Source organism: Streptomyces prasinopilosus (genome assembly GCF_001419695.1).
Classification (GTDB): domain Bacteria; phylum Actinomycetota; class Actinomycetes; order Streptomycetales; family Streptomycetaceae; genus Streptomyces; species Streptomyces prasinopilosus.
Window position 1 is genome coordinate 1 of sequence record NZ_LIRG01000070.1, and the last position, 21,136, is coordinate 21,136.

The window sequence follows — 21,136 nt, forward strand, 5'->3', positions numbered from 1 at the left end:
GTTCCACGCGCCGTTCCACGCCCGCCCTCCCGCCGGGCGTGGAACGGCGCGTGGAACGGCGCGCGGGCCGTGTGTTAAATCGGTTGAGGTAACACGGGTGGGGTGTCCGACGATAGGGGCCAGGGGCAACCACTGGCCCCCGCCGCCCACCCGAGAGACTCAGCGTGCTGATACGACTGCTTCGGACTCATCTCCGGCCGTACAAGAGACCCATCGTCCTCCTGGTGCTGCTGCAGTTCCTGCAGACCTGCGCCANNACCGCCGCGGCGGTGGGGCGGGACGTGCGGGGGGCCGTCTTCGACCGGGTGCAGTCCTTCTCGGCGCGTGAGGTCGGCCACTTCGGCGCCCCCTCGCTCATCACCCGTACGACGAACGACGTCCAGCAGATCCAGATGCTGGTGCTGATGACGTTCACCCTGATGGTGTCGGCGCCCATCATGTGCCTGGGCGGGATCGTGCTGGCGCTCGGTCTGGACGTGCCGCTGTCCGGGGTGCTGGTCGCGGTGGTGCCGGTGCTGGGCGTCTCGGTGACCCTGATCGTGCGGCGGCTGCGTCCGCTGTTCCGGGCCATGCAGGAGCGGCTCGACACGGTGAACCGGGTGCTGCGCGAGCAGATCACCGGCAACCGGGTGATCCGGGCGTTCGTCCGGGACGCCTACGAGCGGCGGCGGTTCGGGAGGGCGAACGCCGAGCTGACCGAGGTGTCGCTGGGCTCCGGCAACCTGCTGGCCCTGATGTTCCCCGTGGTGATGACGGTGGTGAACCTGTCGTCGATCGCGGTGGTGTGGTTCGGTGCGCACCGGATCGACAGCGGGGGCATGCAGATCGGTGACCTGACCGCGTTCCTCGCCTATCTGATGCAGATCGTCATGGCGGTGATGATGGCCACCTTCATGTTCATGATGGTCCCGCGGGCCGAGGTGTGCGCCGAGCGCGTCCAGGAGGTGCTGGACACCTCCTCCAGCGTCGTGCCGCCCGTGGCGCCCGTCACCGAGCTGCCCCGGCACGGCCACCTGGAGATCCGGGGCGCCGGCTTCCGCTTCCCGGGGGCCGAGGAGCCGGTGCTGAGGTCGGTCGACCTGGTGGCCCGTCCGGGCGAGGTCACCGCCGTCATCGGTTCGACCGGCAGCGGCAAGTCGACGCTGCTCGGGCTGGTGCCGCGGCTGTTCGACGCGACCGACGGCGAGGTCCTGGTGGACGGCGTGCCCGTCGCGGACCTCGATCCGGCGCTGCTCGCGAGGACGGTGGGGATGGTGCCGCAGCGGCCGTACCTGTTCGCGGGGACGGTGGCGTCGAACCTGCGGTACGGCAATCCGGACGCCACGGACGACGCGTTGTGGCGCGCGCTGGAGGTGGCGCAGGCCAGGGAGTTCGTCGAGCGGCTGGAGGGCGGGCTGGACGCGCCGGTCGCGCAGGGCGGCACCAACGTGTCCGGCGGGCAGCGCCAGCGGCTCGCGATCGCGCGGACGCTGGTGCAGCGGCCCGAGATCTACCTCTTCGACGACTCCTTCTCCGCGCTGGACTACGCGACCGACGCGGCGCTGCGCGCGGCGCTGGCCGAGGAGACCGCCGGGGCGACGGTGGTGATCGTCGCCCAGCGGGTGTCGACCATCCGGGACGCGGACCGGATCGTGGTCCTGGACGAGGGCCGGGTCGCCGGCACCGGCCGGCACCGCGAACTGATGGCGGGCAACGAGACCTACCGGGAGATCGTGCTCTCCCAGCTGACGGAAGCGGAGGCCGCCTGATGGCCGGGGCCATGGCGCGGGCCGGGGCGGGGACGGGCCCCGGCCACCGGTCGCTGGACTTCAGGGCGTCCGGCAAACGGCTGATCGGGCGGTTCGGGCCGGAACGCCTGAGCCTCTGCGGGCTGTTGGCCTGCCTGGTGCTGAGCGTGGGGTTCAGCGTGATCGGGCCGAAGATCCTCGGCCGGGCGACCGACCTGGTCTTCGCGGGCGTCGTCGGGCGGGACATGCCGGCCGGGGCGACCAAGGAGCAGGTGCTGGAGTCGATGCGGGAGCGCGGCGAGGGCGAGGTCGCGGACATGCTCCGCAGCACCGACTTCACCCCGGGCGAGGGCATCGACTTCGCGGCCGTGGGCGACGTCCTGCTGTTCGCGCTGGCGGTGTTCGCGGCCGCCGGGCTGCTGATGGCGGTGGCGACGCGGCTGGTGAACGGGGCCGTGAACCGGACCATGTACCGGATGCGCGAGGACGTGCAGACGAAGCTGTCGCGGCTGCCGCTGTCGTACTTCGACAGGCGGCAGCGCGGCGAGGTGCTGAGCCGGGCGACGAACGACATCGACAACCTGGGGCAGACGCTCCAGCAGACGATGGGCCAGCTGCTCAACTCGCTGCTGACCGTCGTCGGCGTGCTGGCGATGATGTTCTACGTGTCCTGGATCCTGGCGCTGGTCGCGCTGGTGACGGTGCCGCTGTCGTTCGTGGTCGCCACCCGCGTGGGCAAGCGGTCGCAGCCGCACTTCGTGCGGCAGTGGCGGACGACGGGCACGCTCAACGCGCACATCGAGGAGATGTACACCGGGCACACCCTGGTGAAGGTGTTCGGGCGGCAGGAGGAGTCGGCGAAGCGGTTCGCCGAGGAGAACGAGGCGCTGTACGAGGCCGGTTTCAGGGCGCAGTTCAACAGCGGCGTCATGCAGCCGCTGATGTTCTTCGTGTCGAACCTCAACTACGTGCTGGTGGCGGTCGTCGGCGGGCTGCGGGTCGCGTCGGGGTCGCTGTCCATCGGGGACGTGCAGGCGTTCATCCAGTACTCGCGGCAGTTCTCGATGCCGCTGACGCAGGTCGCCTCGATGGCGAACCTGGTGCAGTCGGGCGTCGCGTCGGCGGAGCGGGTCTTCGAACTGCTCGACGCGGAGGAGGAGTCGGCCGACGTCTCGCCGGCCGAGAGGCCGGCCGCACTGCGCGGGCGGGTGGCGCTGGAGCGGGTGTCGTTCCGGTACGACCCGGAGAAGCCGCTGATCGAGAACCTGTCGCTCACGGTGGAGCCGGGGCACACGGTCGCGATCGTCGGTCCGACCGGTGCCGGCAAGACGACGCTGGTGAACCTGCTGATGCGGTTCTACGAGGTGTCCGGCGGGCGCATCACGCTCGACGGCGTCGACATGGCGCGCATGTCCCGGGACGAGCTGCGGTCCGGGATCGGCATGGTGCTCCAGGACACCTGGCTGTTCGGCGGGACCATCGCGGAGAACATCGCGTACGGCGCCTCGCGGGAGGTCACCCGGGAGGAGATCGAGGAGGCGGCGCGGGCGGCCCACGCCGACCGGTTCGTCCGCACCCTGCCGGACGGGTACGACACGGTGATCGACGACGAGGGCGGCGGGGTGAGCGCCGGTGAGAAGCAGCTCATCACCATCGCGCGGGCGTTCCTGTCCGACCCGGTGATCCTGGTGCTGGACGAGGCGACGAGTTCCGTGGACACCCGCACCGAGGTGCTGATCCAGAAGGGGATGGCCGAACTGGCGCACGGGCGGACGTCGTTCGTCATCGCGCACCGGCTCTCCACGATCCGGGACGCGGACACGATCCTCGTGATGGAGAACGGCTCGATCGTCGAGCAGGGCTCCCACGAGGAACTGCTGGCGGTGGGCGGGGCCTACGCCCGCCTGTACCGGGCGCAGTTCGCGCAGGCGGTGGCGGAGGTCGACTAGGGCCCGCGCGGGTCCGGGTCCGGTCCGGGCCTGTCCGGGTCCGTCCGAGGGGGCCGTCCGCGGGGTTTCGCGGGCGGCCCCCTCGCGTTCAGTCCAGGTAGCCCCGCAGTTGGTCGGCGAAGGCGTGGTCGCGGAGCTTGCCGAGGGTCTTGGACTCGATCTGGCGTATGCGCTCGCGGGTGACGCCGAAGATGCGGCCTATCTCCTCCAGGGTGCGGGGGCGGCCGTCGGCGAGGCCGTAGCGGAGCTGGACGACCTTGCGCTCCCGCTCCCCCAGGGTCGACAGCACCGCCTCCAGGTGCTCCCGCAGCAGCAGGAACGCGGCGGACTCGACGGGGCTCGCGGCGTCGCCGTCCTCGATGAGGTCGCCGAGGGCGATGTCGTCCTCCTCGCCCACCGGGGCGTGCAGGGAGACGGGTTCCTGGGCGAGCCGCAGCATCTCGCCGACCCGTTCGGGCGTCAGGTCGAGGTGGGCGGCGACCTCGTCCGTGGTCGGTTCGTAGCCGCGTTCCTGGAGGATGCGGCGCTGGACGCGGACGACGCGGTTGATGAGTTCGACGACGTGCACGGGGACGCGGATGGTGCGGGCCTGGTCGGCCAGCGCGCGGGACATGGCCTGGCGGATCCACCAGGTGGCGTAGGTGGAGAACTTGTAGCCGCGCGCGTAGTCGAACTTCTCCACGGCCCGGATCAGGCCGAGGTTGCCCTCCTGCACCAGGTCCAGCATGGTCAGCCCGCGGCCGACGTACCGCTTGGCGACGGAGACGACGAGCCGCAGGTTGGCCTCGATCAGCCTGCGCTTGGCCATCCGGCCCATGACCACGAGCCGGTCCAGGTCCTGGGCGAGCCTGCTGTCCAGGTCGGTGGCCAGCCGCAGCTTCTCCTCGGCGAACAGTCCGGCCTCGACGCGGCGGGCGAGTTCGACCTCCTCGGCGGCGGTGAGCAGGGGGATGCGGCCGATCTCCCGCAGGTACTGCCGGAACAGGTCCGAGGAGGGGCTGCCGGACTCGGTGCGCACCGGCGGCGGGACCGCCTCCACCGCCTCCACCGCCTCCACGGGGTCCGCCGCCGCCACCGCTCCCGCGGGATCCACCGCGTCCGCCGGGTCCGCCGCGTCCGCCGCGTCCGCCGCGTCCGATCCCGACGGCGATGCTGTCGGGATCGCCGCCGACAGCATCGCCGCCACCTGCAAGAACCACGGCAAGAAATACGTCGTCCGCAAGTACTACCGCGGACCTGAGTTCTACACGCTGCGCTGTGGCACCAAGACGTGGGGATGGAAGCACATCAAGGCCCGCCACGGCTGGAACACGAGCATGGACAAGAAGATCAGCGCGGCCATCTGGTCCGGGGAGCCCAACGGCCGCGGCGGGTTCTCCACCTACACGAACTCCTGCCCGAAGATCGAGAAGTTCCGGACGATCATCGGCACACCGGCAGGGAAGAATGATCTGCTGACGGCCTACAAGGTCGACCAGACCCGCGCGGCGACTGCCGCCAGGTGCTGACGCCTTACACGGCTCAGGAGAGGAGGTGAGCGCCCATGACGGACCGGACACCGGCCGAGCAGGCGCTCGCCCGTTCGTACACGACCGGTGACGGCAGCACGAGGTTCGCCGACATCGAACTGTCGGTGGAGCACCGCCCGGGTGGTGCCGCCGTGCTGGCCTACCAGCTCACGGTGGAACGCGCCGGGCGAGAGGGCGAACGCTGGGCCGTCGCGTTGCCCTGGGAGGACAGTTCCTTCGCGGACGTCCTCGCCTCGCCCGCCCCGGACCCCGAACGGCTTCAGCAGCTCGTGCACCTGGTGCATGCGCTGCTGGAGGAGTGGTGGGATACCAAGGGGCACAACCGACAGTCGGCGAAGATGGGGCACCGCCTCCCCTGAGGGCGTCCCTACGAGCCCGCTCACCCGGACACTGGTGCTCGGCGGGCCGCTCTCCCGGCTCCGCCGTCCCGGGTGGTGCCCACGCGCCGCCCGGGACGGGCCGGAGTCGGATCGGTGGCCGTCACCCCCGGCGCGCCGTCTGCTCCCGCTCCGCCGCCGCGCCCTCGGCCTTGTGGTGTCGGCCAGCACGGTCAGGCCCGGGAAGCGTGCCCGGACGCGGGCCACCAGGTCGGCGGCGCTTATGCCGGTGTCGGCGCGCACCCCCGCGGGTGCCTGGGAGATGCGCAGCGCACGGACCAGGTCCATGTCCATGTCCAGCGGGAAGAGTTCCAGCCGGGGGAGACGGCGACGCCGCCCCCCCCATGGCCGTGCGGAGGCGGTGACGAACCCCTCAGTACAGGAGTTGTTGCATGCATGAGAGATGGCCTGCGCCGTTCAAGCGTTCCTGCACCGAGGGACGCGAACGTGCGGCGGGTGATGTTGGCGCAACGCAGCCGGGACACCGTTCCTGAGATGGCTCTGCGGCGGGCACTCCACGCGCTGGGCTTTCGCTGTCGCGTTGACCTTCCGCTTCCGGGCTTGCACAGGCGACGTTCGGACTTGGCGTTCGTGAGGTGACGGACCGTGGTGTTCGTGCGGGGATGCTTTTGGCACGCGTGTCCCGAGCACCTGCACGCACCGGTGCACAACGGGGAGTGGTGGCGGGAGAAGCTTGGGGGCAACGTTCGGCGGTACGCTGACACCGCTGCCCACCTCGTCCGGCCTGGATGGGTGCCCTTGCGGATCTGCGAGCACGAGACTGTCGACGTCGCCGTGGGCAAGGTGTTGGAGGCGCTCGCCCGCCGAGGGCACCCGCGGGCGTTGCGAATCCTGAGTGGGGTCGGCTGACGAGCAGGTGGCCTCGTCGCACAGCGGCACAGCCCCACAACGGCAGCACTGACACCTCGGGGTGCTGCCGCAACCGCTAGACTGTGCCCGGCGCACCGCTTCGGTGGCGCGCCCTGTGGATGTGCCGGGCCCCTCGGGGTCGGAATTCGTCCGATGTGGGCGGATTTCCAACACCTTTGCCCACACATCCCCGCCTTCGTAGCTCAGGGGATAGAGCACCGCTCTCCTAAAGCGGGTGTCGCAGGTTCGAATCCTGCCGGGGGCACAGAGCAAAGGGCCAGCTCAGGAGGGTTTTCCTCCCAGGCTGGCCCTTCGTCGTGTCCGGGGTCGTGCCACACGCGTGCCACAAATGCCACGCGGATGCCACATCCCCTAGCCGGAGGCCCCTCCCCCACCGTCGCGGATCATGGCCCCGAGCCGGTCAGCGATGGCCCGGTCACGGTCGCTGGTCATGTGCTGATAGATCAGCGCGGCCCGGGAGCTGCTGTGCCCCATCCTCGTCATCAGCTCTCGCGTGCTGGCCCCGGCCGTCGAGGCCAGCGTGTTGCCCGTGTGCCGAAGATCGTGGAAGTGCAGCTCGGCCGTGACGCCCGCAGCCTTCCGGGCCTTGACCCAGTCGTCCCGGAAGTTGCTCCGCCGCAGCTGCCCGCCCTGCGGCCCGACGAAGACGTGCCCGTCGCGGCCAGGAGCGGCGAAGTGCTCCAGATGATGCGTGACCGCGTCGAGCAGTTCGGCCGGGAAGGAGACGGAGCGCACCCCGGCCGCGAATTTCGGCGCCTTGTCGAAGAGCCGGCCGTCCTGCAACTCGGCCTGAGCGCGGCGCACGGTGACGGTCAACCCCTCCAGGTCGATGTCCCGGCGCCGCAGGGCCGCCAGCTCCCCGAACCGCAGGGTGGTGAAGGCCGCCAGGAGCACGAGCAGCCGGTAGCGCGGCGCGATGGAGTCGGCGACGGCGAAGACCTCCGTCACCGTGAGGACCGGCCGCTCGGGCACGTCGTAGCGGTCCGCGCCCTTGATGCGGCACGGGTTGCGCCGGATCAGCTCGTCGTCCACGGCCGTGTTCATCAGGGCACGCAGCAGTTGGTACGCCTTGACGACCGACGGCTCACCGACGCCGGCCGCGAGGAGGGCCAAACACCCGGCAGCTTCCATCTGGCCCTCGCGGTCTCCCCGCAAGTGATCACCCTGTCGGTCACGGACGATGGAGGCACGGGCACCGCACCGAAGGTCGACCACCAGGGCCAAGAGGCGGAGCACGGCCGGGGCCTGGGCATGGTCAGCACACTCGCTCACCGGGTCGTCGTCCACTGCAGCCACAGCGGCCACACAGTCACCGCGGAACTCTTCACCGATGCCGGCCCGGCAGGAGGGCCCCGTGCTGACGTCCGCTCCTCCCGCAGCGCTGAGCACAGGCAGCCGGCCCCTCCCCTACCGATGCAGGGCCGCCGCCTACCCGTTGAACGAGGTCCGTTCCATCCCCCTGGGATCACACGACGCCACGAGCCCACGCCTGGCACTGCGCTGGTTACGCGAGCGCACGCAGCACATCACCGACCAGCTCGACGCCGCATACGCACAGTCGGGCCTGCACTGGTTGACGGACGAGGCCGAGCACGAACGAGCCCTCGCCTACCTGACCGGTGGCACGGGTTACCAACTCACTCTCTACGACGAGAGCACCCGCTACGTACTGCTGGCCTACCCGGCAAGAGCGACCCCATGAACGGGTCCACCCGCGGCTACTGGTGCGAATGCTGGACCGAGCAAGTCACCGGCACAGGAGGGCCGGCGCGCCTGGCATCGTTCGATGCGTACTCGGCACCCCAGGCAGCCCGCTGGGTAGCCATCGCTCTGCGCACCATCTCACCGGCACTCGACTCCGACGCGTCGGACGAAGCGTGGACGTGGCTGCACGAAGAGCGCGCCGAGACCCGCAGAGCCCTGATGCGCTCAGAGCCCTGCACAGTGACCATCACCCATGCCGACGTCCGCATCACCTGGATGATCCGGCCAGTGATCTTCCTGCCCCTCGCACACCGGCAGGACGCCGAACTCCCAGCATGCGCACGAAGCTTCAAGCCCCACCGCGCAGACTGAGTTACAACTTTCTCTACTGGTTCAAGGCGGCTCGCTCCGCTCACCGCGCGCGGCCCGGCCCCCGGCCGGGCCGCGCTCCTGCCTTCGTCCCGCTCCAGCCCGGCCGGCGCCCGTGCCGCGCTGCGACTCCATGCTCTCCATGATGCAGCGAGCCCCGCCGCTGCGGGGTGCGCGGCGAGGCCTGGGGGTGGTGGTCAGCGTCGCGCGACGTCAGCGATCAGAAATCAGTTCGGGACGCTTTGATGGTCTTGCACTCGAGCTTCTTGGCGTCCTTGATCTCGTCCGCGTTCACAAGCGCACCAGCGTCCTTGTCTGTGAACTTCTGGCCCGAGGCGAGGTTCTCGGCGGTTGACATGAAGTCGTTGACCTTCTTGCCGTCGGCCAGGACCTCGCCCTCAACGAAGTACGAGTATCGGCGGTCGCCGTTGTTGGCGTAGTCGACATGGATGGCCATCTCCTTGATGCCGAAGTCGCCGGTGACCACGTCGCACTTAGTGACCTTGAAGTCCTTCATGACCTCGGACTCCTTGGCGCCGCCGGTCTTGGACTTACCGTCGCCGACGGTGGTGGAGTCGTACGACTTGTCCAGCTCCTCACTGGCCTTGTCGACGGCGGAGAAGAACAGGGCGTTCATGGCGAAGAACATCATGATCGCTACAGCCGACGTGACGAGGCCGGTGATGCCGGCGCCCTTGCCCTTGCGGACCTTGCCCGCCTTGGAGAGGCCGATGGCGCCGAAGATGACGCCAAGGATGGCGAGCGGCCAGACGACAACGTTGAAGACAGGGATGAAGCTGACTACGACGGCGATGATGCCGAGGACGAGTGCGGTGGTGGCCAGGCCGTTGCTGCCGGACTGCCGGGGCTCGCCGTGGCCGGGCTGCTGGGGCTGGGGCGGGTACTGCTGGCTCATGGTCCCCCCTGGGACTTGCGTTGTGACTTGCGAGTGTGTGACTTGTGAAGCTGCTGTGTGGTTGCCTCGATCTGGTGCTATTCACCTGATCGTTACGAACTGCCGGAGACTGCGAGGCCGGGCCCCGCTGCCTGTCAGTGAGTGAGCTTGCGGTGGGCGTCAGAGAGGCCGTTTCCGGGGGCACTTGAAGGTCCCTACGACGGCTATCCCGTGGTGCGCGGGGAGAGCGTCGAGTGCGCTCTGGAGCGGAGTGGGGAGGGGCCCGCCGAGGTTCAGTGACCCGCCAGTGGGGCAGTGACTTTCCACTCGCTGCCCCACTGGATCACCTCACTGAACGCTTATCATCGTGTGGTTTGCGGGTGATGACGGCTGGTGGTCAGGGGCCGTGACGCGGCAGGACTCCTGGTTGTTGCGGCTGGTGATCTCACTCGCCAACCTCTCGCCACAGGAGCCCTGTCGGTCCCGTATCGTGCCATGCTCGACGTCCCGCACGAGGTCGTTGAGCACGTTTCCTGGCTCATCTACGCCCGAAGGTGTGAGCTGAACTCCCGCTGGCGCAGGCTGGGCTGTTTCCGGCAGGCCCTGCTGGTCCTGGTGCACCTGTGCAAGAACGAGACCCTGGCCCAGGTCGCTGCGGGGTTCGGCGTCTCCACCGCCATCGCCGGCCGGTACGTCACGGAAATGGTGGACATCCTCGCCGAGCGAGCCCCGACCCTGCACGAAGCCCTGCGCGAGCCGCCGGAGGGCTTCGTCATCCTCGACGGCGCTCTGATCGCCACCGACCGCATCGCGGCGGACGAGCCGTACTACTCGATGAAGCATCGCCGTCACGGGATGAACGTGCAGGTCGTGGCTGCCCCGGACGGAACACCCCTGTGGTTCTCTCGAGCGCTGCCCGGCCGCACGCACGACCTGACCGCAGCCCGCGCACACGGGGTGATCCAAGCCTGTCTGTCCCGCCAGCTCTTCGTCCTGGCCGACCGCGCTTATCAGGGTGCCGGCGCCACCGTCCGCACCCCCTACAACGAACAGATCGCCTTCCCCAACCCGGCTTGACTGATCAACCGCATCAGATGTCTGTCTCCGTCCCGCTCCAGCCCGGCCGGCGCCCGTGCCGCGCGCAAAGCAATCAGCCACCTGAAGCGCTCCGGGGCTGTTGGAGGCTCGATTCCCTGAGAGGATCGAGTCATGGCATGTCCGTCCCCTATCCTGCCGAGCTTCGTGAGCGTGCGGTGCGCATGGTCGCGGAGGTCCGCCCGAATTGCCCGACCGAGTGGGCCGCGATGAAGGCGGTCGCCGCGAAGCTCGGGATCGGTGCTGCTGAGACGGTGCGGACCTGGGTCCGCAAAGCCGAAGTCGATGCCGGCCGGCGCCCGGGCGTGACTTCGGACGAGGCTGCAGAGAGCAAGCGCCTGAAGGCGGAGAACGCCGAACCGCGGCGGGCGAAGGAGATCCTCAAGGCGGCCTCGGCCTTCTTCGCGGCCGAGCTCGACCGGCCGTCGAAGCACTCGTAGCGTTCATCGACGAGTTCAAGAAGGTGTTCGGAGTCGAGCCGATCTGCCCAGTCCCGACCAGCCACGGACTGAAGATCGCGACGAGCGCCTATTACGCGGCGAAGAACCGCACACCCGGCACCCGAACAGTCCGCGACACCGAACTGAAGGCGCAGATCAGCCGCGTCCACACGGACAACTTCAGCGTCTACGGGGTCAGGAAAGCCTGGCGGCAACTGCATCGCGAGGGCATACCGGTGGCCCGCTGCACCGTCGCCCGGCCGAGGCGCGATCTGGGCCCGGAGGGCGCCCGGCGAGGGAAGAAGATCCGCACCACCGTCCGGGACGGCGGCCATGATCGGGCAGCTGACCTGCTGCAACGCGACTTCACGGCGTCCCGGCCGAACGAAAGACGGGTCGCGGACTTCCCCTGGGTCGCCACCTGGTCCGGGATCGTCTACGTCGTGTTCGTCGTGGACGTGTTCTCCCGGGCGATCGTGGGCCGGTCCGCCGCCACCGGCAAGCGGGCCAAGCGCGTCCTCGACGCCCTCGACATGGCCCTGTGGCGCCGCGACCGCGCCGGAACTCCCGCTGGACCAGGTCTCGTTCATCATTCGGATGCCGGCGGCCAGTACACGTCTTTCGCGTTCACCGCGCACCTGGTCGAGGCGGGTGTCGATGCCTCGATCGGCACCGTCGGCGACGCCCTGGACAACGCGCTCATGGAATCCCAGATCGGCCTCTACAAGACCGAGCTGATCAAGCCCCGCAGGCCCTGGCACGGCCTCGCCGACGTCGAACTCGGCACCGCGGAATGGGTCGACCGGTTCAAAAACCAGCGCCTCCACACCGCGATCGGAGACATCCCGCCCCATGAGCACGAGACCAGCCACTACGCTCAGCACCAGCCCCAACCGGCGGCCGGAGTCAACGCATAGAGCCTCCACCGATCCCGGAGCGATTCAGTAACACCCGGCATGAAGCAACTGGCCGAGCCCCGTCTGACAGGAATCGGTAGCGGGCTCGCTGACATCCATGCTTGACATCAACGACAGCGAACACCTGCGGTTCTTGGCAGCTCACTGCGCCCTCTAGACCCCTACCACGACATGCAATGGCACTCGGTGGATCGAACTCCTGAAGCGGGTGTCGCAGGTTCGAATCCTGCCGGGGGCACCAGCGCAAAGGCCCCGGACCGATCATGGTCCGGGGCCTCTGACATTCACGATCAGCTGCTGCGCGGGGTCTGCGTGCCGGCACAGTACAGGGGCGACAGCAGTTACGGCTTCCCTCCTTCAACGGCTCCAGCCAGGAACGTATTTTTTTTCCTGCGGAGCCCACTGATCCCAGGCCGCGTTTCAAATGCACATGACGTCTGGTCCCGGCCCCGGCCCTGGTCCTGTCAAGGTCGAGGAAGTGCCGAGGGTTCCCGTTGTTCCCGTCCCGAAAGCCGAGGTCCTGCTGCTCGAAACAGCACGTATGGATGCGGGGTCATCACGGACGGAGCTGCTCCGACCTGACACATCCGGAAGAGGCTCTCCGGCTCCTTGCACAGAGGGCGGACCGTCACTCCTGTCGCAGCTTGCCGAGTTCCTGTACGGAGCGGCTGAGGAAGAAGCCCTGGAGCAGGGACCGCAGGGCCGGTGAGCATGGCCGGGGCTCGTGTCCCGCGCCGAACGCCAAGTGGTCCGCTACGTGCCCAACTCCCGAGGGACTGACGACGCAGACCGCTTAGAAGCGCTTGTAGACACAGGTGTCATCGCCCCAGTCGTCTTCGCAGATCTCTATGGCGTAGATGCCGTTGTGGTCCCACGTCTCACGACCACAGCCCGAAGCGCTTCCGTTGCCGTCGTTCACACGGTTGATGCCGCCCCACTCGTCGTAGAAGTAGGCGTAGACCCCGTTCCCGTCCGCCTCGTTGTCGCAGACCTCGTGAACGTCGTAGGTGCTGTACGTGACGCCGCAGGCCCTGTCGGAGCCTTGGTAGACGCAGTAGCTGCTGGCCTCGGCCGGAGCCGCCATGACCATGCTGCCGAGGGTGAGCGTGCCGGCAAGCGAAAGCGCAGTGCCCAACTTCCTGGTCATCTTCATGGGTCCTCCTGGAGTTGTCGGTCGTGCGTTGCCGCGGTTCCTCCAGCGGCGGGCAAGAGGGGCACGAGGTCGTATGACAATGAGCGCCGTTCAACTGGTGCTGAGCGAAGGGCCGCAAGTCGCCCCGCGGCATCGTCGTCGCCGGACCCCTCGCGTCCCTCGCACACACGCTTCCCCTCGGCTCCGTCGGCCGGCGGACCGCGGGCCACCAGTCTGGGCCGATCACGCCTGCCACCGCGACGTCGCGTGTGACGATTCGAGCAGGTTCGAACAGACGGCCACGGACCGGCAGGATCAGGCAGGATCGGACAGCGGGAGGATCATGATCGAGCTCGCCGTGGACGCTGCCGGGCTCGCCCGCTCCCGCTTCGCGGTCTCGCCGTTGCACGAGGTCGTCGCGACGCTGCTGCCCTGGGGCCTGCGACCGGTCCCGGATGCCGATCCGTGGGTCGCACGTGCACGGCGCGTGCTGCGCCGGGCCCGGCTGCCACTGCTGTCCGAACTGGCTCTGGACAGGGCGGATACGTGCCCGACTTTCTCAGCCCACACCCGTCCGGGACCTCCCCCGCTGTCGAGAAGGAGCTGGAGCGGATCCGGTGCACTCCGCCCGGACGTGTCCTGGGCGAGCTGGAGGCGTTGTGTGACGGGCGGCCGCGGACCGGCCTCACCGGTTCCGAGCTGCCGGCGGGGGCGCGGCGGGCCGTGACGCTGAGCGGGACACACGTGGCCCGGCAGATGGCGGACGAGATGCGGCGCTCCCGGGAGCTGGCCTTCGCCCCGCACTGGGAGGCCGCCAAAGCCACCCTCGACGCGGAGGCCGACCGATGCGCCGGCGTGCAGGCCCGGCACGGAACGGCCGGGCTCTTGAATTCCCTGCACCCCGGCATCCGGTGGGCCGAGGGCAGCCTGCGCGTCGAGAGCCGGTTCCAGATCGCGCTGCCCGTGCCCCTGGTGATCGTCGTGCCGTCACTCGTCGCACCTGGGCCGGGTGTGGCGCTGGACCCGACGTGCGACGGAGACCGGCCCCCCATACTGATCCATCCCGTGCGTGACAAGGCCCGTGCAAACGCCTTGGCCCCGGCAGCACCTTCCGCCGAGATGGCCCAGTCGGCTCGGCCCCACTCGGGCCGGGCTGCTCGCCGCGCTGACACAGCCGGCCTCCACCGCGCAACTGGCGGCACGTCACTTCCTCAGTGCTGCCACGGTCTCGTACCACCTTGGCGTACTGCACCGGGCCGGCCTCGTTGCCCGCACCCGGTCCGGCCGATCGGTGCTCTACCGCCGTACAGCGGAGGGGTCCCGGCCGGCGGGGAACCGGTAGCCCGGGGCGGGGCAGGCTCCTCGGATCGCCCCGGCAGACGGCACTTTGCACTACGCCTCCGGTGGCAGACCCGAGGAGCGCGCGGCTTCGGTGACCGGACAAGAGCTGGGCGCACGAGGCCGGCCGAGGGGGCGAGCACATGCGGACGTGCCGTTCCGACATCCACGAGTGACATCAACGGCAGCAGACGCCAGCGCTCCTCGGTGGTCTGACACGAACAGCTCGGCCGGGTGGCTCCCCGAAGGGACCGAGGAGCGATCGCACTCCTGAAGCGGGTGTCGCGGGTTCGAATCCTGCTGAGGCACAGAAGGGAAGGGCGCCTACGGACTTTCGCAGGCGCCCTCGGCACCCATGGCTGACGACCTGCCTGCCAGGCACTTAGGCGGCGTGCGGGGTGAAGGTGACGCGGGAGTCGCCCTCGTCGATGGCCAGGTTCAGAGTGCCGTCCAGAGCCTTGGCCAGGCGTCGCAGCAGCGGAAGCGTCGGCACGGTGTCGCCGCCCTCCATCCGGGACACCTGAGGCTGCGTCATCCCGGCCCGCTCGGCCAGCTCGGCCTGGGACAGACCGAGCTCGATCCGACGGTCATAGACCGCCTGTCCGAGATCGCCTGCCAGCCGCGCGTCGACGTACTCCTGGTCGTACTCCACCGTCTCACCCGCAAGCTGCCGGGTCCGGCGCGTCCTCCACGTGCTGTGATTCATCAGCTCTCCTTGCGCCGCTCGTAGGCGTACTGGGCATGACCATGCTCGGTCTCGCAGACCTTCTGCGCCTGGTGTGCGCGCTCGACTTCCGCCGCCTCATGCATCCTCGTCTTACGGAAGACCGTCAGCAGAACGATCCGCTGTCCGGGAGCGAGCCAGTACGGAATGCGCACGGCCTCGCCGTCCAGCTCGAAACGCAGCTCACGCAGCTTGCCGCCCAGGTGCCGCGAGTACGGCTCACCAAGCGTCGTCGGCTCGTCCAGCAGACGGTCCGTCTTGTCCTCCACTCTCCGGTAGAGGCGGAACGGATTCAGCACACATGAGGCCGGGAAGCCCCGCGAACACATGAGAACTGCGGAGGGATGCTTTCCCAGGCCAGGCATCCTGCGACCGCTGTTTCCGCAGGTCACAGACCCGCCGGGGAAAACCCCTGAAGCGGGCGCCGCAGGTTCGCATCCTGCCGGGGGCACGGAGAAAAGGGCCGGCCCGGGAGGGGCTTCCTCGCAGACCGGCCCTTCGTCGCGCCCGAGGGCGTGCCACACGCGTGCCATTACGTGGCTTCGTGGGGACCACGGTCGACACATCGGGTCCGCCTCTTGGAGAACGCTGCTGTCGGGCTGGGCGAAGGGCCATCCGGCCGCTCGGCCCAGGGCTTCGGCGTGGTGTGATGTCGTCCGTTTTGATCATGTGAGGCCGAGAAGGGCAAGGGGCCGGGTGTGGTCTCGGGCTGTCCGTCGGAGGCCGGGGGCGACGGTGCGGGCGCCGGCAACCGGGCGCCGGCCGACTACACCGAAGCCCTGACCGAAAAGGGCGCGGTGGTACGCGATTTCCGGTTCGCGCCCCCTTCAGATGTTGCCGGCAAGGCTCTCCGTTGTTGCGCTGTCGGACCATCCGGCTGGTTTCCGCTGCACCCTTCGAGAGGCACGACGAATGGGCCGCCTCACCTCGCCGTCACCCGCCTCCCCGAAGGGGACATGGGCGGTATCTACCGTAAATTCTCCATTAGTTCCCCCATGCTCCTCAACGCACCCAAATGTAATCGTCAGTTGATCCCCCACACCATGGCGAGGGATACTACCCGGCGGATGCGTTTTCCCGACCGAGTGGCACTCGCTTCGATATCCTCCCGTGCAGGTCGTCGGAGGCCATCTACCCAGGGATTACTGAGCAGTTGACCTCGGGGTTTCGTGGTAGCGTCCTCGCTCGGAGGGACAGTGCAACCTGAAAGGGAAATCGTGAACACGGAGAAGATTGCCGCTCGCCGCCTCTCGCTGGAAGAGGTGACGAAGCTCGGTGTGAAGGACAGGATCTTCGTTTCCGCCGACACGGCAGAACTCAAACTTCCCGACTGCTATGTCCCTGCCTTTCTGACCAAGTCCGGTGAGGATTTCGAGGGCGGCTCGATCACGGCGAGAACCATATTCCAGGAAGAGGTCTCCTGCCTTCCTGACGACGAGAATGAAGCCGGAATCTACTTGGCCGACGAGAACGGCCCGGTGACCATCGAGGTCCTCCAGTCCGCCGGTGTCGTGCTGGACCTGGCACTTTTCGTCCCTGGTGGGGACAAGGGCTCCCTCACGGCCCTTTACGCCGCGGCTCGGCAGGCGTTCGGCGCCGACATCGTGCAGATCTGGCGCCAGGGCCTCAAGGAGGTCCCCGACGTGAAGGTCGACATCTTCGAGGAGCAGATTCCCCGGGGGCGCAAGGCGAGCGACAGCCCCAAGCGTGACCGTCGCGCGATCGACACCTACCCCACCCGTGCGGACTTCATCGAGTTCTCCGCGGGGTGGAAGCCGGTCGTCGAGATTCACCGGCCGGTTGTCGACGACACCCCGACCATCTGAGGCTGTGTCACCTCTCGTCCCGGCCTGAGGGAACGCCGAAGCGCCGTTCCACTCGATGACCTCGCGAGACAGCCCGCCCGACCGAGAACAAAGCCCGAAGTCATTCCGCGATGATCCTCAGGGCTTCGGCGCGGTCAAGTGACGTCCACTTCGCGCTCGGGCGAGGTCGAGGAGCGTGAGGGGTCGGCGGGCGTCACGCGCACTGCGGCGACGGCCGGAAGCGGTGTTCTTCGCGCCGTTCGGTCGCAGGGCGCCGACCGCGAGGTTGCGCCGGGTCGCCATGGCGGGGGGTGCGCTGTCGGTCCGCCACCGCGCACGCGGTCAGGTCGAGGACGGGGCCGGCGCGTGCCGCACCCCTCGCAGCCGGATCATCTGCTGTCAGCCCGGACGCCCGGGCCGGCCGTGACGGTTCGCCTTCAGGCGGCGTGCGGGGTGAAAGTGACGCGGGAGTCGCCCTCGTCGATGGCCAGGTTCAGGGTGCCGTCCAGGGCCTTGGCCAACGGATTCAGCACACATGAGGCCGGGAAGCCTCGCGAACACATGAGAACTGCGGGGATGTTTCCCGGGCCAGGCACCCTGCGACCGTTTTTTCCGCAGGTCACAGTCCTGCCCGGGGAAACTCCTGAGCGGGTGTCGCAGGGTCGCATCCTGCCGGGGGCACCGGGCGAAGGGCCCCGGACCGATCACGGTCCGGGGCCTTTGACATGCACCGCTGGCATCAATGGGGGTGGTCACCCGCACCCGACCGCCGCTCGGGCAGCCGGTCCATGTGGCCGATGGCCTCGCGCTGCGTGTCCTGCACGACGCGCGTGCCGGCCGTGGGCCCGGCACCGGTCACCCCCGGTCGTGCTCCTGGACGGGGACGGCGTACACCAGCAAGTTCCGTTGGTAGCCGCCGCGTTCGCGGTCGTACGGGGGCGCGCAGGTGATCAGGGTCAGGACCGGCCGTCCGTGGCGCCGGAACACCTCGTCGGGGAGCCTGTCCTTGTCGACCACCTCGCGGGCCGTCACCTCGTACCGCACGGGGGGCGCGCCCTCGCGGGCGACGGTGACGTCGTCGCCCTTCCGGATCCCGTACAGCTTGGCGAAGGCGCCCAGGTCCCCGGTGCGGTCGTCCACATGGCCGATGAGGACGGCGGATCCGGCGGGGGCGCCCGGTGCGGGGCCGTAGCGGTACCAGCCGGCCTGCCCCGCGCCGTCGGGGATCTCCACCGTTCCGTCGTCCTTGACGCCGACGTCCTGGAGCCGGGCGTCCAGGGAGACCCGTGGGACGCGCAGCGCCGTCGGCTCGGGTGCGGGGCCGGACGCGTTCCCCGCCCCGCCCGGGCCACCGTCGTGGACCCCTGTCGAGGGCCCGGCCGTGGGTTCCTGGGCCCGCGGCCGGGCGCCGAAGTCCGACGGCACCGAGGCTCCGGACGGCCACAGCGACCGGACCAGCAGCACCGCCAGGACGGCGGCGACCACCGCGGCGGCCCCGACGGCCGCCGCGGAGGGCCGCCCGCCCCTGGGGGAGGGAGGCATGGCCGTCAGGTGCCCCGGATGTACCGGCGGCGGGCGGCCAGCAGACCGGCGACCGCGACGGCGCCCGCGGTGCCCCAGGCCAGCCAGACGGTGGCGGACTCGTTGTCGGCGGCCATCGCGCCGCTCTCACCGGCGTCCGCGCCGCGCGGCGCGGAGTCCATGCCGCTGATCGTCTGCGTCTTCAGCGCGAGGTTCTCGTCCTCGGCGCTGCCCCAGGCGTAGACGATCGTGCCGACGCCCTCGGCGAGGTCGAGGTCGGCGGGGCCGATGACCACGGTGTCGGTCCCGGCCAGGACGACATCGGCGCTCACCGCGCCGGCGGGCACCTCGAGCGACTTCTCGTTCGGGTTGGTCAGGCCCTCGACGATCGGCTCGCCGCCCGCGCGGACGTCCACGGCGGGTGCCGCGGCCACGTGACGGACGGTCAGCCGCGACTGACCGGCCGGGACCTTGGAGGTGTCGTTGACGAACGCGGTGAGCACGGGGGTGCCCTGTGCGTCGAGGTGGGCCGCGAGCGTGGCGTTCGCCCCGGCCGGGATCTCGACGCTCTCCTGGATGGCGGGATCGCCGTCGGGGCCCTCTCCGTCGGCGAAGACCTCGATGTCGTAGGTGCCCGGGTCCAGGGACTGGGGTTCGGTCAGGGTGCCGGGCTCGAAGTCGGGAAGCAGTTCGTTCCCGTTGGCGTACAGGTCGACGGTGAGGCCCGGAACGCCGTGGAAGACGGTCACGGACGCCTTGCCGTCCTCTTGCGCCCTGGCCTCCGCGGAGGCGGGGGCGGCCACGGCGATGGACAGGACGCAGGCGCCGGCGGTGACGGTGGCGATCTTCCTGCTGCGCGAGTTCGTCATCGGAACTCCCTTCGTGGGGACCCCGGTCACACGTGGGGTCCGGCTTCCGGATGAGCGGCTTGTCGGATGCATCGCGCGACGAGTTTCTTCGGCCGGGTGCCTGGCGCCCCCCTCACCGGTGTCCGGCGGCCGTCGTGCTGTCGCACACGGCCGCGGTCGGTGTCATGGGTGGTATGTGGGGGGGTGATGCCGTTGGGGATGTCGGCTGTGCTGTCGGAAGTGAGGGCGGGCTACCCGGGTGGTTCCCTGAACGGGGCCTGGCGCTTCGATCCCGGCCGCCGGGAGGCGGCGCAGGCGCTCCTCGTCGAGCGGCCTGCTTCCCGTGACACCTGGCCCAGTATGGGATGGCGTATGACGGTTCGCCACTTTTGCCCCTCGCGTCCCCGCCGGAAACGGCACGCCGACCGGGCCGGCCCTGGTCCGGCGGATGATCCGGGCCCGGCGGATGGCCCGGGTCCTGGAACGAGGGCCACGGCTGGAGCCGCTGGACCGTCGGCGGTGCCGGCGGACGTGCGACACGAGGCGCGCGGAAAACCTTCGCCCGACTCCGCACGGCCTGGAGCGGGAGGGGTCGGCCGGCCGTCTTCACCGGTGCGGAAACCTTGGCGGAAACCTTGTCCGGGGGGATCGCGAACGTGCGTGCCAGGGACGGGCAGCCGGCGTGGCACTCCTCGTCGGTCTCCGGCCCGGCGTCCGTCCGGTGGCCGCTACGGACCGCCCCGATCGCCGTCGGCGTCCACGACTGCACGGACCGCACCGAGGGGGACGTTCACCCCGTCCCCCTGGGGGAGAGGGAAGCGGTCGGCCTGCCGGCCTCGGGCCTTCCGTCCCGGCCGAGGTGCGCCCCCACCGAACATCGCGGAAAGTGGAGGCCAGGAAGGGAGTGTTCCACGAGCCGTCGGTGTGGACGCGGCCCGGCACCACCATGTCCCTCCGCGCCCGCCGCCCCACGGCTGCTGTCCGGCACTTCGTCCTTGCGCACCGCCGCTGGAGCCTCGCGCCCGCACCGTGGACGCGGAGGGGATCAGGAACTCCCCCGGCGGCTCCGGGACGGGGTTGCCGGGCCCCGGCGGGACGTGGAGGAGCCGAGGCGCCGGTCCGGCGAGCCGGAGCGGTGACCACTGATCGGGGTGGCGGTGTGCCACGCCGATCGGAGAGGACCACTACCGCGGCGACCGATCCGTACAGCACCTCGAGAAAGCAGGCCCCCTCGTGACAGCCACACCCGTCATGCACCTGCCGGTCATCAGCGAATGCGCGGCCGAGAGCTGCGCCTACAACCACGGCCGCACCTGCCACGCCGTGGCGATCACCGTGGGAGACGCCAGCACCCCCGTCTGCGACACGTTCCTGGACGCGGACTTGGAGGGTGGGGAGCCGTCCGTCACCGGCCGGGTCGGCGCGTGCAAGATGGCCGACTGCCGGCACAACACCGGGCTGGAGTGCCATGCCCCGTCCATCACCGTCGGTTACGAGCGCGAGCAGGTCGACTGCCTCACCTACGCGCGGGCCTGAACGACGGGCGCAGCCCTCGCGAACGGCCGGGGTCGCGCCGCACCTCGGTGAGTGCGGCGACCCCGGCGGCCGATCCGGCCCGGGGGCGCCCGCCGGGAACCGGGGAGCGACCCGTCCGATCGGCACGGGCCGATTCCCGCGGCGTCACGGGGCAGAAGGCTTCCGGCCTCCACGGCCTGCGTCGGCAGCGCCGGACGACAGCGCGCGCCGGGGCCCTGCCCCGCCGTCGCCCCGGCCGGCGGCAGCAGCCGGAAGAGGGCTCGGATCGGGCTCCTCGAGCGGGTGCCGCGGGGGCGCGTCCTGCCGGGGCGCAGCGGGGAGGGCCGGCGCAGGGTGCTT

At 69.8% G+C, this 21,136-nt stretch carries 15 protein-coding genes, 1 tRNA gene and 4 pseudogenes; 12 read left to right on the plus strand and 8 right to left on the minus strand.

What is annotated here, in order from left to right; all coding sequences use genetic code 11:
- Positions 1 to 257: 257 nt before the first annotated feature.
- Both AOK18_RS04415 and AOK18_RS04420 read left to right on the plus strand, forming a co-directional pair.
- Positions 258 to 1,748, plus strand: a pseudogene (locus tag AOK18_RS04415) (ABC transporter ATP-binding protein); the annotation flags it as partial.
- A complete protein-coding gene (locus AOK18_RS04420; protein ID WP_055693444.1) occupies positions 1,748 to 3,676 on the plus strand; it encodes an ABC transporter ATP-binding protein in 1,929 nt (642 codons plus the stop codon). The pseudogene AOK18_RS04415 and the gene AOK18_RS04420, both read left to right, overlap by 1 nt.
- Positions 3,677 to 3,764: 88 nt before the next feature.
- Here AOK18_RS04420 and AOK18_RS04425 read toward each other — a convergent pair.
- Positions 3,765 to 4,781: pseudogene (locus AOK18_RS04425) on the minus strand (RNA polymerase sigma factor); the annotation flags it as partial.
- Here AOK18_RS04425 and AOK18_RS35295 point away from each other — a divergent pair.
- The 3 genes from AOK18_RS35295 to AOK18_RS04445 all read left to right on the plus strand — a co-directional run bounded on the left by AOK18_RS35295 (position 4,687) and on the right by AOK18_RS04445 (position 6,717).
- Positions 4,687 to 5,184 carry a hypothetical protein gene (locus tag AOK18_RS35295; RefSeq protein WP_420865577.1) on the plus strand — a complete coding sequence of 166 codons (498 nt, stop codon included), beginning with the start codon at positions 4,687 to 4,689 and terminating at the stop codon, positions 5,182 to 5,184. The pseudogene AOK18_RS04425 and the gene AOK18_RS35295 overlap by 95 nt on opposite strands.
- Positions 5,185 to 5,219: 35 nt before the next feature.
- Positions 5,220 to 5,564, plus strand: a complete 345-nt coding sequence (locus AOK18_RS04435; RefSeq protein WP_055693446.1) for a hypothetical protein — start codon at positions 5,220 to 5,222, stop codon at positions 5,562 to 5,564.
- Between the two features lie 1,080 nt (positions 5,565 to 6,644).
- Positions 6,645 to 6,717, plus strand: a tRNA-Arg gene (locus tag AOK18_RS04445).
- 107 nt (positions 6,718 to 6,824) lie between these two features.
- Here the strand turns inward: AOK18_RS04445 and AOK18_RS04450 are convergent.
- Positions 6,825 to 7,580, minus strand: a pseudogene (locus tag AOK18_RS04450) (tyrosine-type recombinase/integrase); the annotation flags it as partial.
- A gap of 247 nt (positions 7,581 to 7,827) precedes the next feature.
- Between AOK18_RS04450 and AOK18_RS04455 the strand changes: the two are divergent.
- Positions 7,828 to 8,175, plus strand: coding sequence for a hypothetical protein (locus AOK18_RS04455; protein ID WP_055693457.1), 348 nt, complete (start codon positions 7,828 to 7,830; stop codon positions 8,173 to 8,175).
- Positions 8,172 to 8,549: a hypothetical protein gene (locus AOK18_RS32880; RefSeq protein WP_157865028.1), complete on the plus strand. Its 378-nt coding sequence runs from the start codon at positions 8,172 to 8,174 to the stop codon at positions 8,547 to 8,549. The genes AOK18_RS04455 and AOK18_RS32880 overlap by 4 nt, the downstream gene beginning before the upstream one ends.
- 217 nt (positions 8,550 to 8,766) lie before the next feature.
- Here the strand turns inward: AOK18_RS32880 and AOK18_RS04460 are convergent, their stop codons facing one another.
- A complete protein-coding gene (locus tag AOK18_RS04460; RefSeq protein ID WP_055693447.1) occupies positions 8,767 to 9,462 on the minus strand; it encodes a DUF4190 domain-containing protein in 696 nt (231 codons plus the stop codon).
- A gap of 474 nt (positions 9,463 to 9,936) precedes the next feature.
- On the opposite strand from AOK18_RS04460, the pseudogene AOK18_RS04465 reads away from it, so the two are divergent.
- Together AOK18_RS04465 and AOK18_RS04475 are read left to right on the plus strand one after the other, a co-directional pair.
- A pseudogene (locus AOK18_RS04465) lies at positions 9,937 to 10,485 on the plus strand (transposase family protein); the annotation flags it as partial.
- Between the two features lie 170 nt (positions 10,486 to 10,655).
- A protein-coding gene (locus AOK18_RS04475) for an IS3 family transposase (RefSeq protein ID WP_240503049.1) occupies positions 10,656 to 11,893 on the plus strand; the annotation gives its coding sequence in 2 pieces (ribosomal slippage) (positions 10,656 to 10,938 and positions 10,938 to 11,893; 1,239 coding nt in all).
- Between the two features lie 793 nt (positions 11,894 to 12,686).
- Here AOK18_RS04475 and AOK18_RS04480 read toward each other — a convergent pair.
- Positions 12,687 to 13,040, minus strand: a complete 354-nt coding sequence (locus AOK18_RS04480) for a hypothetical protein (protein WP_157865029.1) — start codon at positions 13,038 to 13,040, stop codon at positions 12,687 to 12,689.
- A gap of 1,066 nt (positions 13,041 to 14,106) precedes the next feature.
- Between AOK18_RS04480 and AOK18_RS30320 the strand changes: the two genes are divergently transcribed.
- The gene (locus tag AOK18_RS30320) at positions 14,107 to 14,367 is read left to right on the plus strand and encodes an ArsR/SmtB family transcription factor (protein ID WP_240503053.1); all 261 of its coding nucleotides are present in this window, start codon (positions 14,107 to 14,109) and stop codon (positions 14,365 to 14,367) included.
- A 378-nt stretch (positions 14,368 to 14,745) separates the two neighbouring features.
- On the opposite strand, the gene AOK18_RS04485 is transcribed toward AOK18_RS30320, so the two are convergent.
- Positions 14,746 to 15,069: a helix-turn-helix domain-containing protein gene (locus AOK18_RS04485; RefSeq protein WP_055693451.1), complete on the minus strand. Its 324-nt coding sequence runs from the start codon at positions 15,067 to 15,069 to the stop codon at positions 14,746 to 14,748.
- Complete coding sequence (locus AOK18_RS04490; RefSeq protein WP_055693452.1) at positions 15,069 to 15,416, minus strand: type II toxin-antitoxin system RelE/ParE family toxin; 348 nt, start codon at positions 15,414 to 15,416, stop codon at positions 15,069 to 15,071. Before AOK18_RS04490 ends, AOK18_RS04485 begins: the two co-directional genes overlap by 1 nt.
- Positions 15,417 to 16,304: 888 nt before the next feature.
- Here AOK18_RS04490 and AOK18_RS04495 point away from each other — a divergent pair.
- Complete coding sequence (locus tag AOK18_RS04495) at positions 16,305 to 16,913, plus strand: hypothetical protein (RefSeq protein WP_055693453.1); 609 nt, start codon at positions 16,305 to 16,307, stop codon at positions 16,911 to 16,913.
- A gap of 834 nt (positions 16,914 to 17,747) precedes the next feature.
- Here AOK18_RS04495 and AOK18_RS04500 read toward each other — a convergent pair.
- Together AOK18_RS04500 and AOK18_RS04505 are read right to left on the minus strand one after the other, a co-directional pair.
- Entirely contained in the window at positions 17,748 to 18,434 is a 687-nt protein-coding gene (locus tag AOK18_RS04500) for a class F sortase (protein WP_055693454.1), read from the minus strand.
- 5 nt (positions 18,435 to 18,439) lie between these two features.
- Positions 18,440 to 19,282, minus strand: coding sequence for a DUF4397 domain-containing protein (locus AOK18_RS04505; RefSeq protein WP_055693455.1), 843 nt, complete (start codon positions 19,280 to 19,282; stop codon positions 18,440 to 18,442).
- A 1,230-nt stretch (positions 19,283 to 20,512) separates the two neighbouring features.
- Here AOK18_RS04505 and AOK18_RS04510 point away from each other — a divergent pair.
- Positions 20,513 to 20,797, plus strand: a complete 285-nt coding sequence (locus tag AOK18_RS04510; protein WP_055693456.1) for a DUF1540 domain-containing protein — start codon at positions 20,513 to 20,515, stop codon at positions 20,795 to 20,797.
- The last annotated feature ends 339 nt before the right edge of the window (positions 20,798 to 21,136 follow it).

Bases quoted from the DNA above. Each gene is read 5' to 3' on its own strand.
- AOK18_RS04485 (WP_055693451.1), bottom strand. From the start codon at position 15,069: ATGAATCACAGCACGTGGAGGACGCGCCGGACCCGGCAGCTTGCGGGT.
- AOK18_RS04480 (WP_157865029.1), bottom strand. From the start codon at position 13,040: ATGACCAGGAAGTTGGGCACTGCGCTTTCGCTTGCCGGCACGCTCACC.
- AOK18_RS04460 (WP_055693447.1), bottom strand. From the start codon at position 9,462: ATGAGCCAGCAGTACCCGCCCCAGCCCCAGCAGCCCGGCCACGGCGAG.
- AOK18_RS04420 (WP_055693444.1), top strand. From the start codon at position 1,748: ATGGCCGGGGCCATGGCGCGGGCCGGGGCGGGGACGGGCCCCGGCCAC.
- AOK18_RS04510 (WP_055693456.1), top strand. From the start codon at position 20,513: ATGCACCTGCCGGTCATCAGCGAATGCGCGGCCGAGAGCTGCGCCTAC.
- AOK18_RS32880 (WP_157865028.1), top strand. From the start codon at position 8,172: ATGAACGGGTCCACCCGCGGCTACTGGTGCGAATGCTGGACCGAGCAA.
- AOK18_RS04435 (WP_055693446.1), top strand. From the start codon at position 5,220: ATGACGGACCGGACACCGGCCGAGCAGGCGCTCGCCCGTTCGTACACG.
- AOK18_RS04505 (WP_055693455.1), bottom strand. From the start codon at position 19,282: ATGACGAACTCGCGCAGCAGGAAGATCGCCACCGTCACCGCCGGCGCC.
- AOK18_RS04500 (WP_055693454.1), bottom strand. From the start codon at position 18,434: ATGCCTCCCTCCCCCAGGGGCGGGCGGCCCTCCGCGGCGGCCGTCGGG.
- AOK18_RS04490 (WP_055693452.1), bottom strand. From the start codon at position 15,416: ATGTGTTCGCGGGGCTTCCCGGCCTCATGTGTGCTGAATCCGTTCCGC.